Origin of the sequence: Micromonospora sp. C41, from assembly GCF_018070485.1 — a bacterium.
GTDB lineage: Bacteria > Actinomycetota > Actinomycetes > Mycobacteriales > Micromonosporaceae > Micromonospora > Micromonospora chalcea.
Map to the genome: position 1 here is coordinate 68,876 of NZ_JAGPXP010000015.1, position 15,454 is coordinate 84,329.

Consider the following 15,454-nt stretch of genomic DNA (forward strand, 5'->3'; position numbering starts at 1 on the left):
GGCGGCAAGGAGGATGACGGACGCGAAAGTGGGTGGTGAACGTGCCTCACAGGCACGGCGCGCATCAACTGCCGACAGGTCGCACACCCTCGTGAACAAGCCACCCGAACGCTACGATCGGCGTCAATCTCAGCAATCAGTCGACGACGTCGAGGTGACCGCCCTTGTTCACGCCAGCTCAGCTAGGTCTGGACGATCCCGCTCGCTACGTCGAGGCAGAGGAACGGTTTTCCCGGACCGCTTCGGAATGCGCCGCTTCCGCGAATGTCGCCGGGGAGGGGCGAGCACTGCTCAACACGGCGTGGGCGGTGGAGAAGCAGGGCAGAGGGGCGGAGGCAATCAAGCTGGCGGAGACAGCGAGACATCTTCTCCGTGATTCGGAGGCCCTGTCGGCTCTCGCCGAATGTTGCCACTCCATCGGCGTATGGCGGTTTCACCACTTCGACGACGATCCGCCCGTGAACGACTTCCGCGAGGCGATCCAGGTGCGCCTCGGCACCGGAGATCTGATGGCTGCCGCCCAGTCGTGGCACAACATGGGATATGTCCAGTTGGCATCCGGTGACGTCGCGGGCGCCTGGTCCTCGTACGAGCACGCGACAGATCTCCTCCGTCAGGTTCGCGACGGCGGCGACACCGAACTCGCCTCGAAGGCGTTCCGCCAGTTCGGTTTCATCCTGTCGCACCAGGCGTTCGCTGCCGCACGTCACGACTCGGCCCGCGCCGCCCTTCAAGCGACAGGACGATACTTCGACCACGTCCGGCTTACCGGCGCCCACCGTGAGCCGGTCTACGCCTACCTCGCGCCGGGAATCGCCCTAGCCGCTTCCCGCGAGGTGCCCGAGGACGAGGCGAACGCGCTCGAGGCGCTGGTGGGCATCGCTCCAGACCCGGAGTCATGGCTGCTCGCTGCCGTCCGTCAGGCGACCGACGCCATGACGTCGCCTGTTGATACGGGCACCGGCCGGCACGCCTACCTGGGCGCCCGGATCCTCGCGCTGGCAGAGCTGGCGCGCTGGCACCACATGGCCGGGCGCGGCCGGGAGGCGGACGAACTGGTGGACTTGGCCGTGAATCTGTCGCGCGCGCGGGGATGGCACGGAGAGGCAGTGCGCGCTGCCCGCGTCTCCGAAGGATCGTCGTGACGGCCACGCCGACCGCGGATTTCACCATTGCCGGCTGCACCGTCATCGATCCGGATTCCGGCACCACCACCCTCGGCTCGTTGTCGATCATCTCCGGTTCAGTCAGCACACGCACCACCGCAGATGCCGACCTCCCACACCTCGACGGCACCGGTTTGTTCGCCGTTCCCGGGCTCATCGACATGCACGTCCACGCGACCAGCGATCCTCATGGCCGGACCGCGTCGAGCTGGTCGGACATCTCGGCCACCACCATGACGCTGACGGCTGTCGCGAATCTGGCGACCGCGCTGCGCAGTGGGATCACGACGGTCCGCGACCTGGGTGCTCCGCGTGACCTCGGGTACTCCATCCGCAACGCCTGGGCCCGGGACTTGTTCGTCGGGGCCAGGCCGTTCGTCGCCGGTCCGGTCATCACCGCAGTCGGCGGGCACGGAAGCTGGCTCGGTGTCGAGTCCGAAGGAGCCGGATCCATCGGCGCGCTCGTGCGTCGAAACGCCGCCGATGGCGCGGATGTGATCAAGCTGGTGATGCGCAGCGCGGCGCGCCGGATGGAACTCCGGCCGGAGGAACTGAGGGAGGCGGTCGCCGAGGCCCGTTGGCTGGACATCCCCGTAGCCGTACACGCGAACTTCTCGGAGCGTTCGATCGACGCGGCCGTGGAAGCCGGCTGCGACACCTTGGAGCACGGCTTCGCGATATCGGAGGCCGCTGCCGGTGCGATGTCGAAACAAGGCACCGCCCTCTGCTCCACCGCTGTAGCGCTCCAATCGATAGTGAGGCGGCCGCAGCTCTGGATCCGGCAGGGAGGCAAAAGTCTGGTGGAGATGGCCGTCAGGCAACTCCCGGAGGCACGACGCAGCTTCGAGCGAGCTCTGGCGGCCGGCGTCACCCTCATCGCGGGGACGGACGCCGGAGCCGCCGGGGTGGGTTTCGACTCCCTGCCGTCCGAGCTGGAGGCCATGGTTGACTGGGGCGCCTCCCCGCACGATGCGCTCGCGGCGGCGACGTGCAGGGCAGCCGAGGCTCTCCGTCGTCCGGATCTGGGCTCCCTGAGCGACGGCACGGTGGCAGACGTCGTTCTGCTCCGCGCGAATCCGCTCGTCGACATATCCGCGTGCAGAGAGGTCGAAGCCGTGATCCAGGCCGGGCGTCTCGTTCGCCTGGACACACTGTCGCGGCTACACGGAATGGCGGTGTCCTCCGCTCCGGGCACAGTCCTTCCGCCCATCGGGTCGACCTCATGAGGCGCTGGGCCCCGGCAGCGGGGTGGAGCATCGAACCGGACGCCGACGGCCTCGCGTTGACCCACAGCGGCCGCCGGATGATCGTCCGCATGCCGCCCGAGGTCGGCAGGGAGATTGTCGCGGCCGTCGGCGGGCTGTCGTCCGCCCGGGAGCTCACCTCGCGAGGTGGCGAGGAGCTGGCCAAACTCGACGCCCGCGGCGTCCTCGGCGTAGAAGTCGTCCGTGAACAGCACGTACTCGCGCGGCATGAACCGGGCGCCCGCCGGGTCCGCCACTCCCCGCCGTCGCCGTACGTGCGGCCGGTTCGCGCCCTTCCGTCGGCCCACATGCGCTTCGGTCCCGACGGGCCGGAACTGGCCGGCGGGAACTCGGCAGATCGCGTCGTCCTGACCTCGACATGGGCCGTCGAGTTCGCCGCACGTCTGATCGCACGGGCGGATGTCGAGGTCGACTCTGCCCCGGAGAGCGAACTGCTCGACCTGCTGAGCCGGGCCGGCCTGTTGGTCACCGGGCGGAACCAGCATTCGGAGGAGTGGGAGTTTCACGATTCGCTCTTCCACGGGGCGACGCGCCTGGACACGAGCTTCGGGCTGTACGGTGCCAAGATCGGAACAACTCACTGGGAGATCGACAACCCGGTCAGGCGCCCGATGACAGCGGAGCGCATCGCTCTCGGCCACGACGACCGCTCACAGGAGGGCATGACGCTCCAGGAGGCGATTTCCGCCAGGTCATCGCTGCGCGACCATGGCGGTCCGCCCATCGGGAGCGCGGAGATCAGCGCCGTCCTCGATGCGTCACTTCGGATTCGCCGCTTGGAGCGTACCGTCGCGAGCGAGCGAGCGTGGCGTTCGATGCCGACCGGCGGGGCGCTGTCGGGGCTGTCCGCCGTCGTCATCGCGGCTTCGGCCCATGACCTGGAACGCGGGGCATATGAATACGACGCCGTGAGTCACGAACTCGCGCCGGCGTCAGGACCCGCGCCGGCGATCGACCGGTGGCTGGGCCTCGCCCATCGATTGACGGGCATCCCGCACACGTCGATTCAGGCGATGGTGCTGTTCGTGCTCGACTACGCCCGCCCCGCCCGTTCCTACGACTCCATAGTCTATGCGACCGCGTTGAAAGAGGTAGGTGCCGCGCTCCAGGCCATGGCCCTGGTGAGCGCCGATCGAGGGCTGTCCTTCTGCCCGATGGGTGGCGGCTTCGCGACGACCGCGGGACTGGGAGAGGGCATCCGAACCGGCGCCGTCATCGGTGAGGCAGTGCTGGGGCGGCCAAAAGGGACCGAACGAGCCGGCGAATGACGCCCCGGGAAGACCAGGCGTTCATTCGCCGGGCCGGGAGTCGGTCATCGGCGGAACGGCCCGGCTTCCCTGCGCGACGTCATCGATCACGACACGTGAGCCTGCCGTCCTGCGGCGAACGCAGCAGCCCTCCGACCGTCACCACGGCGGGGCTGGCGCGTACGCCGTAGCGTCGACGGCATGAGAACGATGCTGGTGTCGCTCGCGGTGATCGTGGTGGTGGTGCTCGCGCTCGTCGTCTTCGTCGCCCGCCGCGACCGGACGAGGCGCCCGTCGGACGAGGATCCGGCCGCGGTTCGCCAGGCCGGCGCCGACCAGCACCGGCACGACGCGCAGCGGCAGATCGCGTCGGGCCTCGCCGAGCGGCACCGCAACCCGCCGAGCACGTAGGCACGACCGGCGGTGCGGGCCGGTTTTATCGGTGGCCCCGCGGCGACCCGCCGTGCAGGATCACCCGGTGGTCCCACCCGACACGGTTCTCTCCGACCTCCGCGAGGCGTGGCGCCGCACGCTGACGGACGACCTTCTCGGCCTGTACGTGCACGGGTCGCTCGTGGCAGGCGACTTCGACATGAACCGCAGCGACCTCGACCTGCTCGCGGTGCTCGCGAGTGACCCGGACGGGAAGCTCCTCGGCGTCCTCGCCGAACTGCACGCGGACCTCGACCGGCGGCACCCGCTGTGGGCCGGCCGGATCGAGGTGGAATACGTGTCACTGGACGCGGTACGCCTCGTTCCCGGCCGGGACCACGTGATCGCCCGGATCAGTCCCGGGGAGTCGTTGCACCTGCTGCCCGCCACCACCCACCGCGTCGTGACCTGGGCCGCCGTGCACGACTACGGCCGTACGCTGCTGGGACCGCCGGCCGGCGAGCTGCTGCCCGCCGTCGAACCCGGCCTCGTGCGCGCCGCCCTGCGGGACCACGTGCGCGACTGGCCGGACTGGGTGCTCGACATGACCCCACCCGGAGCCCAGTCGTACGCGGTACTCACGCTCTGCCGCGCCTACCAGCGCCTGTGCGACGGGCGGCAACTGTCCAAGCGGCAGGCCGCCGAGCAAACCGCCGACGTCCTGCCGCGATGGGCGGACCTGATCGTCTGGGCGCGCGACTGGTGGTACGACTCCGGCCACGACAGCGATCCCGGCCGGTTCGACGAGGTCCGGGCGTTCGTGCACGAGGTCAGCGCCACCGTCCTGGCCGAGGAACGCAAGGCGGAAGCATCCGGCGGACACCTGTAGTTCGACGCCCTGACGATCAGGCTGCCGCACGTCCCGATGGACCTACTCCTTCAGGCCGATGTTGTCGATCGGCGGAGCGCCGAGCAGCCGCCGGACGGGCCACACCGTGCTCACCAGCGCCAGCAGTGCCGTACCGCCGAGCACCGCCGCCCACCCGAGCGGCGGCACGTACGGGATCGGGCTGCCGGTCAGTCCGTTGACGATCGCGGCCAGCGTCAGCACCGCGATCGTCGCGCCGATCAGCACCGCGGTGCCGAGCAGCCCGGCCTGTTCGGCCCGGACCATCCCGCGAATCTGACGGCGGGTGACCCCGACGAGTTGCAGCAACGCCAGCTCGCGGCGGCGGGCCAGCGCCGCCATCACCATCGTGGTGGCCGCCGCCAGCGCCGCGTACCCGACCATCACGCCGATCAGCAGCCGGTTCAGCCAGGCGCCGAGCGCCAGATCGGTGCTGAGCAGGCGCGTACGGGTGGCGGCGTCGAGAATCTCGGCGCCGGGCCGCGCCGCCGCCCACGTGGCCAACGCGGTGCCGGCGTCCGGGCCGCCGCGGACCAGCACCTCGTCGACGGTGTTCGCCGCGGTGTGCCCGGCGACCGTCTCGGCGGCCACCGTGACGTCGCCGAAGCCCAGGCCACGGTCGTAGATCGCGATCACGTCCAACGTGACCGGGGTGCCGTCGCCCAGCCAGAGTTCCGCCTTGTCGCCGACGTCCCAGCCGGACGAGGAAGCCTGCATCGTGGACAGTGCGACGGTACCGGCGCGCAGGTCGGCCAGGGTGCCCTTGCGCACGGTGAGGTCCATCGTCGACGTGAGGCCCTCCGGGTCGACCGCTTGCGCGCCGACCGGCTCGATGCCGCCGAGCGCCCGCACCACGACCTGGGTGCGGCGTACCCCGGTGGCCGCCTGCACCCCGGCCAGCTCGCGGATCTCCCGCGCCGCGTCCGCCGGCAGTCCGCCCGGAGCGGTGAGCACCCGCTCGGCGAGCGTTCCGGCGCTGCTCTGCGTGGCGGTCTGCCGTTCCAGGTTGTCCTGCAGGAACCAGACCGAGCCGCCGAACCCGACGGACAGCACGAGGGCGGTCAGGACGGTGGCCATGCCCTGCGCGTTGGCCCGCAGGTTGGCTGCGGCCAGGTAGCCGCCGGCCCGCCAGATGCGCGGCAGCACCGGGGTGAGCAGGCGTGCCGCGTAGGCGTTGATCATCGGTGCGAGCAGCGCCACCGCGATGACGAACAGGTAGAGCATGCCGACCGCGCCGGCCAGCGCCCCGGCCGACCCGGCGCCGCCGAGCGTGAACGCCCCGGCGCTGCCGGCCGCAATCAGCGTCAGCATGCCGGCGATCATCCGTGCCGGGCCGCTGCGCCGGGGCTCGACGGCGATCTCGCCGAGCGCCTCGATCGGCTTGATGGCGGTGACCCGGCGCGCGGCGATCAGCGCGGCGACCACCGCCACCAGGACGGCCGTACCGATGGCGGCCGGCACCGCGAACAGACCGCCCGCCATCGGGAAGCCGGCCGGCACGAACCCGCGCCCGACCAGTTCGCCGTGCACCCAGCGGGCCGCCAGCAGGCCGGCCGGGCCGCCGATCGCGGAGCCGGCCAGGGCGAGCAGCGCGGCCTCGGCGACCAGCATGCGGCGCACCTGCCCCGGCGTGGCGGCGACCGCGCGCAGCAACGCCAGGTCACGTCGACGGTGCCGGACGGACAGCCCGATGGTGCCGGCCACCACGAACACGATCAACAGGACGACGTACCCGCCGAAGGCCGCCCCGGCCCCGACCAGCAGGCTCTGGGCGGCCAGGTTCTCCGACTGCTCGGCCTTCCCGCGGTCCTTTCCGGCGTACATCGTGGCGCCGGCCGCCGTCGCGATCTCGCGCACCGCGCCGAGGTCGGCGCCGGGCGCCATCCGTACGCCGATCGCGTCCACCCGGCCCGGGTGGGCGGACAGGCGCGCGGCCTGCGCGTCGGTGAAGAACACCGCCGCCGTACCGGTCTCGGCGGTTCCGCTCACCCGGTACGACCGGTTGATTCCGCCGACGACCAGCTCGATGGGGTCGCCGGGCGACACCCCGAGCCGGGTGTCGGCCACCACCTCGTCGTCGGTCCGGGGCGCGGCGCCCGCGGCGAGGCGACGACCGGTGAAGACGTACGTGTCCCAGCCGTGTCCCACGGCTGCGGGTGAGCCGATCGGCACCCGGTCGTCGCCGGTGACGGCCACGACGCCCGGCACCCGGCGGATCCGGTCCACCAGGTCGGCGTCCACGGTGCCGCCCTCGGGCAGCGCCACGGTGCTCGTGGTGGTGTCACCGTCGAACTCCCGGAACGTGTGGCTGATCGTGCGGTTGGCGACGACCACGTCGGCACTCGCCCAGAGCCGCGGCTCTGGGCGGAACCGCAGCCCCGATTCGACGAGCGTGCCCATCGCCACCAGGATCAGCACGCCGACGATCAGGGCCAGCAGGGTCGCGGCGGCGGGGCCGGTGCGGTGCCGCAGCAGGCGGGCGGCGAGGCCGGTCATCGGAGGACCCGCCCGTCCAGCGACGCCAGGTGCTCGGCGATCCGGACGGCGCCGAGCTGCGGGAGGTCGGCGACCATCGCGCCGTCGGCCAGCACGAGGACCCGGTCCGCGTACGACGCGGCGATCGGATCGTGGGTCACCATCACCACCGTCTGCCCGTGTTCGTCCACGACCGCGCGTAACAGCGTCAGCACCTCCGTCGCGGTCCGCGAGTCGAGGGCGCCGGTGGGCTCGTCCGAGAAGATGACCTCGGGGCGGGTGGCCAGCGCCCGGGCGATCGCCACCCGCTGCTGCTGGCCGCCGGAGAGCGCCGCCGGCCGGTGGTGCAGCCGGTCGGCGAGGCCGACCCGCTCGACCACGTGGGTCAGCCAGGCCCGGTCCGGACGGACGCCGGCCAGACGCAGGGGCAGCACGATGTTCTCCTCGACGGTGAGCGCGCCGATCAGGTTGAACGCCTGGAAGACGAACCCGATCCGGGTACGCCGCAGCTCGGTCAGGCGCGTCTCGGACAGCCCGGACAGGTCGGTGCCGCCGAGGACCACCCGGCCGTTCGTGGGGCGGTCGAGCCCGGCCGCGATCTGCAGCAGCGTGCTCTTGCCGGAGCCCGACGGTCCCATCACCGCGGTGAAGGTTCCCCGGCCGAAGCTGACGTCGACGCCCGCGAGCGCGGTCACCTGGTTGCGGCCGGCGCCGTACACGCGGGTGAGTTGTTCGACGCGTACCGCCGGTTCGACGGTCTGTCCCATTCTGGTGGCCTCTCTCCGTGTGCTCGGCAGGAACTGCGCGCACCAGAAACGCTATTGAGCTGGGGGAACGGCGACCATCCAGCGGGCTGCCCAGTCCGGGTACAGCAGGCACCACCTCCGACCCGTATCTCAGCGGGCCGGCGCCGAAAGGTGGAGGCGGCCGTCGTGGACCTCGGCGATCTGGTCGACGGCGGTGAGGTTCGTGCGGTCGTGGGTGACCAGGACGGTGGCGGTGCTCTGCTGGTGGGTGAGGCGGGTGATCAGCTCGATGACGGCGGCGCCGCGTTCGTGGTCGAGCGCGCTGGTGGGTTCGTCGACGAGCAGGACTGTGGGGTCGTTCATCAGGGCGCGGGCGATGTTGACGCGCTGGCGCTGGCCGCCGGAGAGCTGGTGCGGCCGGCGGTCGGCCTGACCGGCGAGGCCGACCGCGTCGAGGAGTTCCACGGCGCGGGTACGGGCTCCGGCCGGTGGGCGGCCGTCGATCTGGACCATCACCTGGAGTTGCTCGGCGGCGGTGAGGGAGGGCAGCAGGTTGGGCTGCTGGAAGACGATGCCGATCTTGTGGCGGCGCAGGTCGGCGAGTTCGCCCCGCGTCATTCCGGTGGTGGGGGTGCCGTCGATGGTGACGGTGCCGGAGTCGGGGGTGATGAGGGTTGCGGCGACCGCGAGGAGGCTGGACTTGCCGGAGCCGGAGGGGCCGATCACGGCGGTCAGGCTGCCCTTGGGTACGTCCAGGGTGACGCGGTCGAGGGCGGTCAGGCGGCCCTCGCCGTCGGGGTAGGTGAGGGTGACGTCGGTCAGGTTCAGGCTCATCGGGCGCTCCCCAGGGCGGTCAGCGGGTCGACGGAGGTGATGCGGCGGATGGCCAGAGCGGCGCCGAGGGCGCCGAGGACGACGATCACGGCCGCGGGAAGGAGGACGGTTACCGGGGTGAGGAGGAACGGCACCGTGGACCCGGCGACGAGGGCGCCGAGCGCGGCGGCGATGCCGGTGCCGAGCAGGGTGCCGCCGGTGAGCAGGACGACGGCCTGTCCGAGGGCGTCCTTGAGGAGGTTGGCGGTGGGGGCGCCGAGTGCCTTGAGCACTGCGACGTCGCCGCTGCGCTGGATGGTCCAGACGGTGAAGAAGGCACCGATGACGAGGGCGGAGATGGCGAACAGGAAGCCGCGCATCAGCTGCAGGGAGCCGTTCTCGGAGGTGTAGGAGCCGATCGCGGACAGCGAGTCGGCCACGGAGACCGTCCTGGTGCCCGCCTGCCGGTCGGTGGCTCCCAGGTCGGCGTCCGCGGTGATGGTGAGGGCGACGACGGTGGCCGTCTGGCTGCCGTCGCCGGTGCCGGTGGGAGGCGCGCTCTTCTGCCACACGTCCAGGCTGATCCACACCACGGGGGTGTGGCTGAAGGAGGCGTCGCCGCGTACGGCCGCCACTGTCAGTTGCTGCCCGGCCAGGGTGACGGAGTCGCCGGCCCGCACACCGAGGTCGGCGGCGGCCTTGGTGGACAGCACCGCCGAGCGGTCGTCGATCCGGCCGCTGTCGGGGGCCAGGCGGGAGCCGGGCCGGACGCCGAAGGCGGAGACCCCGACGCTCCGGTTTCCGGCGGTGGCCCTGGTCGTGGTGATGCCCAGCGGTTCGGCGCCGGTCACGCCGGGGGCCTCGGCCCACTGCTGCCACTGCCGCTCGGTGACAGTGGAGTTGGAGTAGGACACGTCCTGGCCGTCGCCGGGCGCCTGGAAGGCGATCCTGTCGGCGGGCAGGCCGGTGATGGCGGAAATGTTCTGCCGGCCCAGTCCGGCCGTCAGCCCGGACAGCAGCCCGACCAGCAGGGTGATCAGCACGATGACGGTCCCCATCAGGGCGAAGCGCCCCTTGGCGAACTTCAGGTCTCTCCAGGCGACGAACACGGCAGTGGCCTGTCCTTTCGGGCGGTGGAACGGTATGCATCCACGATCGCGGCCGGCGCCGGCGCGCGCGTCCGGCGTGGGACAGCACTTCGCGGGCCGAAAGGCGAGGCCCGGGTTCTAACTTTCGATAGAGGCCCCCGGGGCGCCGGCCTCGGTAACGTGGGACGCACTGTGAGCACCGCTGCCCCTGCCCTGACCCCGACCACCCGAGCCCTGGCCTGGTGCCTGCACCTGCTGATCATCGGCCTGCTCGTCCTGGCCGCCGGCCGGGCGGTGGCCGACGACCGGCCGCACGCCGGATCGATCGTGGCGGTGGCGGTGGCGTGCGGTCTGGCGTACGCCGTCGGGCCGCTCCTCCCCCGCATCCGGCGCTCGCGGCGGGCCGCCGCGTGGTGGCTGGCCGCCGTCGGCGCCGTGTGGCTGGTGTTGCTGGGCCTGTCCCCCGACGCGATCTGGGTGGCGTTCCCGCTGTACTTCCTCCAGCTCCACCTGTTGCCGCGCCGCGCCGGCCTGGCCGCCGTGATCGTCACCGCCGTGGCGGCCGTCGCCGGTTTCGGCGCCCACACCGGCTCCTTCACCCCGGCCACGGTGATCGGTCCCGCGCTCGGCGCCGCCGTCGCCGTCGGGGTGGTGTGGGGATACCAGGCCCTGTACCGGGAGAGCGAACAGCGCCGGCAGCTGATCGAGGAACTCACCGCCACCCGGGCCGACCTGGCCCGGGCCGAGCACACCGCCGGCGTACTCGCCGAGCGCGAGCGCCTGGCCCGCGAGATCCACGACACCCTCGCCCAGGGCCTGTCCAGCATCCAGCTGCTGCTGCGCGCCGCCGAGCGCGCCCTGCCCGGCCGGCCCGACGCCGCCTCCGGTCACGTCGACGCGGCCCGTCAGGTCGCCGTGGACAACCTCGCCGAGGCCCGCCGCTTCGTCGCCGCGCTCACCCCGCCCACCCTGGAAGGCACCACCCTGGCCGGGGCCCTGGAACGCCTGTGCAGCACCACCAGCGCCCGCCACCGCCTCACCGCCCGCTTCCACCTCACCGGCGACCCCGTGTCGCTGCCGACCGCCCACGAGGTGGCGCTCCTGCGTATCGCCCAGTCCACAGTCGCGAACACGGTCCGCCACGCCCGGGCCACGACGGCCGAGGTCACCCTCAGCTATCTCGGCGACCGCATCGCCCTGCACGTCGTCGACGACGGGCGCGGCTTCGACCCGGAACAGCTGCCCGCTCCCGACGTCGACGGCGGCGGCTTCGGCCTGGCGGCCATGCGCGCCCGCATGGCCGCCCTCGGCGGCACCCTGGCCGTCGCGTCCGCGCCCGGCCGGGGCACCGCCCTGACCGCCGAGCTTCCCCTCGCCCCGACCACCAGGACCGAGCCCGAGGGCCGACCGTGACCGACGACGTTCCCATCCGCCTCCTCCTGGCCGACGACCACCCGGTCGTACGGGCCGGACTGCGCGCCGTGCTGGAAACCGAACCCGACCTGGTCGTCGTGGCTGAAGCCGCCACCGCCGAGGAGGCCGTCACCCGCGCCGCCGCGGGCGACATCGACGTCGTGCTGATGGACCTGCAGTTCGGCAAGGGCATGGGCGGCGCCGAGGCGACCGCCCGGATCACCGCCGGCCCGGAAGCGCCGCGCGTGCTGATCGTCACCACGTACGACTCCGACGCCGACACCCTGCCCGCCATCGAGGCGGGCGCCACCGGCTACCTCCTGAAGGACGCCCCGCCCGAGGACCTGGCCGCCGCTGTCCGCACCGCCGCCGCCGGACGCACCACGCTGGCGCCCACCGTCGCGAACCGGTTGATGAACCGCCTGCGTACGCCGGGCACCGCCCTGACCCGACGCGAGACCGAGGTCCTCGCCCTGGTCGCCGACGGTCTGTCGAACCACAGCATCGGCGCCCGCCTGCACCTGACCGAGGGCACCGTCAAGTCCCATCTGGCCCGCATCTACGCCAAGCTCGGCGTCGAGTCGCGTACCGCTGCCGTCGCCACCGCCACCGAACTCGGCCTCATCCGCCGCTGACCCCGGGCAGGTGCGGGTCGTCGGCCGCGCCGGCTACCGGCGTCAGCGATTGAGCAGGTCACAGCCGGGGTAGTGGGCCTCCTCGCGGAAGATCAATCGGCGGCCGGGTCCCGGCCTGTCCGGCGAGAGGGGTACGACCGGTGCGGAGCTGGGTACGCGACGCCGTCGCGCGGTTACGCGGCGACGGGATGACAGTGGTCGAGCTGACCGCCGCCGCTGTGGTCGCGTGGATCGTGGCGGCGGTGGTGATCCGTCACCCGGATCCGTTCTTCGCGCCGACCGCCGCGCTCGTCGTGCTCGGCGAGTCCCGCGGGCGACGGCTGCGGCAGACCGTCGAGATCCTGCTCGCCGTGGCAGCCGCCGTGCTCGTCGCCGAGCTGCTGGTGTACGCGCTGGGCCCGGGCACCGAGACGGTCCTGCTGGTGCTGCTGCTGACCACCACGACGCTCGTGGTGATCGGGGCCCGCCGTGCCCTGGTCGTGCAGGCCACCGTCTCGGCGATGTACCTGGTCGTGGTCTCCGCGCCGAACGGGACGCTGATGCCGTTCCGCTTCGTCGACGCGCTCATCGGCGGCGCCGTGGCGCTCGCCGCCAGCCAGCTGATGGCCGCCCGTGACCCGCTGGCACCACTGGTGGCCCAGGCCCGGCGCAGCTACACCGACCTGGCCGACCTGCTCGACCAGGTCAACGCGGCGCTGCGTGGCTGCGACGAGGACGCCGCCCGCGCCGCGCTGGACCGGGCGCGGCAGGTGGACGACTGCGTCGCCGAGATGCAGGCCGCCGTGCTCGCCACCGGCGAGACGCTGCGGCTGGGACTGCGCCGCCGGCACCTGGGCAAGCTCGCCGAGGTGGAGGCCACGCTGCGGCAGCTCGACTACGCCGCCCGCAACATCCGGGTGCTGGCCCGGGCCGGCGTGACCCTGACCCGCCGGCACACCGCCACGCCGCCGGAGCTGGCCGCCGCGATCGGCGCGCTGACCTCCGCCGTACGGTCGGCCGGTGAGGCCATGGCCCACGACCTCACCGGCGCCGACGCCGACCGGCACGCGCAGCGGGCCGACGCGGCGGCGCTGGAGGCGGTCCGGATCGCCGCGGGCCTGCTGCGGACCGATCCGCCGCTGCCGGTCACCATGATCGTCGGGCAGATCCGGGCGACCGCGATCGACCTGCTGCGCGGTGTCGGCCACGACGACGTGACGGTGCTGGACCGGGTGGACGAGGCGCTCGGCCTGAGCCGGGGGTGACACGTTCGCCGCTGGTCCGCTCAGTGGTGGTGGATCGGGGTGTCGAGGTCCGTCAGCCGCCGGCCGGACCCTCCGGCGGCCAGGGCGACGAACTCGGCGGCGATCGCCACGGCGGTCTCCTCCGGCGTCCGCGCCCCCAGGTCGAGTCCGATCGGTGAGGAGAGCCGGGCGAGGGCGGCCTCGTCCACGCCCGCCTCGCGCAGACGGCGCAGCCGGTCGGTATGGGTGCGGCGGCTGCCCATCGCGCCGATGTAGCGGGCCCGGGTGCGCAGGGCGACCTCCAGCAGCGGGACGTCGAACTTCGGGTCGTGGGTGAGGACGCAGAGCACGGTGCGCTCGTCGACGGCCGTCGACTCCAGGTATCTGTGCGGCCACTGCACGACGAGGTCGTCGGCGTCGGGGAAGCGCTTGCGGGTGGCGAACACCGGCCGGGCGTCGCACACCGTGACGTGGTAGCCGAGGAAGCGGCCGATCCGGGCCACCGCGACGGCGAAGTCGATCGCGCCGAACACGATCATCCGTGGTGGCGGCAGGTACGACTGGACGAACACGGACACCTCGTCGTGCCGCTGCTGCCCGCGCGTACCGAGTCGAACGGTTCCGGTGGTGCCGAGGGCCAGCATCCCCTCGGCCTGCTGCGTCACCGCGCGGTCCAGGTCGGCGTCGCCGAGGGTGCCGGCCACCCGGTCGGGCCAGACCACCATCTGGGCCATTCCGGCGGACGCCGTCGCCACCGGCGTACCCGCGCGGATCGCGGCGAGCACCGCGTCGGGCTCGGTCAGCACGACGTCCGGCTGCACCAGGACCTCGATGGTGCCGCCGCAGGTCAGGCCCACCTCGAAGGCGTCGTCGTCGCCGACGCCGTACGTCTCGGTGCGCACCTGGCCGGTGCGTATGGCCTCCCGGCACAGCTCGTACACCGCGCCCTCGACGCACCCTCCGGAGATGCTGCCGACGACCTCACCGTCGGCGCAGACCGCCATGGCCGCGCCCGGCGGTCTGGGCGCCGACTTCCAGGTCCGCACCACCGTCGCGACGGCGAACCGGACGCCGGCGGCGCGCCACGCGCTCAACCCGTCGACGATGTCTCGCATTGCCGCACGATCCGTGAGCAGCCGCGGCACCGTCAACGCCGACCTAAGGACTTGCTTAGGTCGGCGTTGACTTCCGCGGGCACCGGCACCACATTGACGACTTCCGGAGGTGCGATATGCAGGTGCCGGCCCCGTTCGAGTACGAACGAGCAACCAGTGTGGACCACGCCATCAGCCTGATGGAACGGCTGGGCAGCACGTCACGGCTGATCGCCGGCGGGCACAGCCTGCTGCCGATGATGAAGCTGCGGCTGGCCAGTTTCGACTATCTCATCGACATCAACGATCTCCACGACGAGCTCGGCTACATCGAGGCGGGCCCGGACGAGCTACGCATCGGTGCGCTGACCCGGCATCGGGAGCTGCTGGAGTCCGCCACCCTGACGGCGGCCTTCCCGATCTTCGCCGACGCCGAACGGGTGATCGCCGATCCGATCGTGCGCAACCGGGGCACACTGGGCGGCTCCCTGTGCCAGGCGGACCCGTCGGAGGACCTGTCCGCGGTCTGCACCGCCCTGGACGCGAGCTGCGTGATCCGCGGGCCGGGCGGCGCCGAACGGGTGGTGTCCATGGAGGAGTTCCACGTCGGGCCGTACGAGACGGCCGTCGGCGACGGGGAGATCCTGGTCGAGGTCCGGCTGCCGGTGCGGCCCGGCTGCGGCAGCGCGTACGAGAAGGTGGAGCGCCGGGCCGGCGACTGGGCGGTGGTCTCGGCCGGCGCCGCGGTCTGGCTCGACGGCGGCGTGATCTCCGACGCCCGGGTCGGGCTGGCCGCCGTAGGCCCGAACACCACAGGTATCCCGGAGATCTCGGCGGCGCTGCGCGGGCAGACACCCAGCGAGAGCCTCTTCGCGCAGGCCGGCGCGATCGCCGCGCGCAGCTGCGATCCGGCCACCGATCAGCGGGGCAGCGCGGACTACAAGCGGCACCTGGCCGACGAGCTGACCAGACGGACCCTGCGCCGGGCCGTGGAACGGGCGAGGAGCTGA

14 protein-coding genes are annotated in these 15,454 nt (G+C 72.5%); 9 read left to right on the top strand and 5 right to left on the bottom strand.

Going from position 1 to position 15,454, the window contains the following annotated elements; genetic code table 11:
* Window positions 1-164 precede the first annotated feature (164 nt).
* The 5 genes from KBX43_RS17740 (at window position 165) to KBX43_RS17760 (ending at window position 4,939) form a co-directional block, all read left to right on the top strand.
* Window positions 165-1,145, top strand: coding sequence for a hypothetical protein (locus tag KBX43_RS17740; RefSeq protein WP_147265147.1), 981 nt, complete (start codon window positions 165-167; stop codon window positions 1,143-1,145).
* Window positions 1,142-2,392, top strand: coding sequence for an amidohydrolase family protein (locus KBX43_RS17745; RefSeq protein WP_166457130.1), 1,251 nt, complete (start codon window positions 1,142-1,144; stop codon window positions 2,390-2,392). The genes KBX43_RS17740 and KBX43_RS17745 overlap by 4 nt, the downstream gene beginning before the upstream one ends.
* The gene (locus tag KBX43_RS17750) at window positions 2,389-3,699 is read left to right on the top strand and encodes a nitroreductase family protein (protein WP_210885647.1); all 1,311 of its coding nucleotides are present in this window, start codon (window positions 2,389-2,391) and stop codon (window positions 3,697-3,699) included. Before KBX43_RS17745 ends, KBX43_RS17750 begins: the two co-directional genes overlap by 4 nt.
* Before the next feature lie 180 nt (window positions 3,700-3,879).
* On the top strand, window positions 3,880-4,089 hold the full coding sequence (locus KBX43_RS17755; RefSeq protein WP_043325343.1) for a hypothetical protein: 210 nt from the start codon (window positions 3,880-3,882) through the stop codon (window positions 4,087-4,089).
* A 67-nt stretch (window positions 4,090-4,156) separates the two neighbouring features.
* Window positions 4,157-4,939: an aminoglycoside adenylyltransferase domain-containing protein gene (locus tag KBX43_RS17760; protein WP_210885651.1), complete on the top strand. Its 783-nt coding sequence runs from the start codon at window positions 4,157-4,159 to the stop codon at window positions 4,937-4,939.
* A 42-nt stretch (window positions 4,940-4,981) separates the two neighbouring features.
* Here the strand turns inward: KBX43_RS17760 and KBX43_RS17765 are convergent, their stop codons facing one another.
* From KBX43_RS17765 to KBX43_RS17780, 4 genes are all read right to left on the bottom strand, one after another.
* Window positions 4,982-7,453 carry an ABC transporter permease gene (locus KBX43_RS17765; RefSeq protein ID WP_210885653.1) on the bottom strand — a complete coding sequence of 824 codons (2,472 nt, stop codon included), beginning with the start codon at window positions 7,451-7,453 and terminating at the stop codon, window positions 4,982-4,984.
* Window positions 7,450-8,199: an ABC transporter ATP-binding protein gene (locus tag KBX43_RS17770; RefSeq protein ID WP_064447331.1), complete on the bottom strand. Its 750-nt coding sequence runs from the start codon at window positions 8,197-8,199 to the stop codon at window positions 7,450-7,452. The genes KBX43_RS17765 and KBX43_RS17770 overlap by 4 nt, the downstream gene beginning before the upstream one ends.
* Window positions 8,200-8,328: 129 nt before the next feature.
* Window positions 8,329-9,012, bottom strand: a complete 684-nt coding sequence (locus tag KBX43_RS17775) for an ABC transporter ATP-binding protein (protein WP_064447330.1) — start codon at window positions 9,010-9,012, stop codon at window positions 8,329-8,331.
* A complete protein-coding gene (locus tag KBX43_RS17780; protein ID WP_210885655.1) occupies window positions 9,009-10,100 on the bottom strand; it encodes an FtsX-like permease family protein in 1,092 nt (363 codons plus the stop codon). The genes KBX43_RS17775 and KBX43_RS17780 overlap by 4 nt, the downstream gene beginning before the upstream one ends.
* A 171-nt stretch (window positions 10,101-10,271) precedes the next feature.
* On the opposite strand from KBX43_RS17780, the gene KBX43_RS17785 reads away from it, so the two are divergent.
* The 3 genes from KBX43_RS17785 (at window position 10,272) to KBX43_RS17795 (ending at window position 13,371) form a co-directional block, all read left to right on the top strand.
* Window positions 10,272-11,492 carry a sensor histidine kinase gene (locus KBX43_RS17785; protein ID WP_069087905.1) on the top strand — a complete coding sequence of 407 codons (1,221 nt, stop codon included), beginning with the start codon at window positions 10,272-10,274 and terminating at the stop codon, window positions 11,490-11,492.
* A complete protein-coding gene (locus KBX43_RS17790; RefSeq protein WP_043325350.1) occupies window positions 11,489-12,127 on the top strand; it encodes a response regulator transcription factor in 639 nt (212 codons plus the stop codon). Before KBX43_RS17785 ends, KBX43_RS17790 begins: the two co-directional genes overlap by 4 nt.
* Before the next feature lie 140 nt (window positions 12,128-12,267).
* Window positions 12,268-13,371, top strand: coding sequence for an FUSC family protein (locus KBX43_RS17795; RefSeq protein ID WP_064447327.1), 1,104 nt, complete (start codon window positions 12,268-12,270; stop codon window positions 13,369-13,371).
* A gap of 20 nt (window positions 13,372-13,391) precedes the next feature.
* Here the strand turns inward: KBX43_RS17795 and KBX43_RS17800 are convergent, their stop codons facing one another.
* Window positions 13,392-14,465: an XdhC family protein gene (locus tag KBX43_RS17800; protein ID WP_064447326.1), complete on the bottom strand. Its 1,074-nt coding sequence runs from the start codon at window positions 14,463-14,465 to the stop codon at window positions 13,392-13,394.
* A 116-nt stretch (window positions 14,466-14,581) separates the two neighbouring features.
* Here KBX43_RS17800 and KBX43_RS17805 point away from each other — a divergent pair, with 116 nt between their 5' ends.
* Entirely contained in the window at window positions 14,582-15,454 is an 873-nt protein-coding gene (locus KBX43_RS17805) for a xanthine dehydrogenase family protein subunit M (RefSeq protein WP_043325356.1), read from the top strand.

Bases quoted from the DNA above. Each gene is read 5' to 3' on its own strand.
- KBX43_RS17750 (WP_210885647.1), top strand. From the start codon at position 2,389: ATGAGGCGCTGGGCCCCGGCAGCGGGGTGGAGCATCGAACCGGACGCC.
- KBX43_RS17755 (WP_043325343.1), top strand. From the start codon at position 3,880: ATGAGAACGATGCTGGTGTCGCTCGCGGTGATCGTGGTGGTGGTGCTC.
- KBX43_RS17765 (WP_210885653.1), bottom strand. From the start codon at position 7,453: ATGACCGGCCTCGCCGCCCGCCTGCTGCGGCACCGCACCGGCCCCGCC.
- KBX43_RS17770 (WP_064447331.1), bottom strand. From the start codon at position 8,199: ATGGGACAGACCGTCGAACCGGCGGTACGCGTCGAACAACTCACCCGC.
- KBX43_RS17775 (WP_064447330.1), bottom strand. From the start codon at position 9,012: ATGAGCCTGAACCTGACCGACGTCACCCTCACCTACCCCGACGGCGAG.
- KBX43_RS17800 (WP_064447326.1), bottom strand. From the start codon at position 14,465: ATGCGAGACATCGTCGACGGGTTGAGCGCGTGGCGCGCCGCCGGCGTC.
- KBX43_RS17805 (WP_043325356.1), top strand. From the start codon at position 14,582: ATGCAGGTGCCGGCCCCGTTCGAGTACGAACGAGCAACCAGTGTGGAC.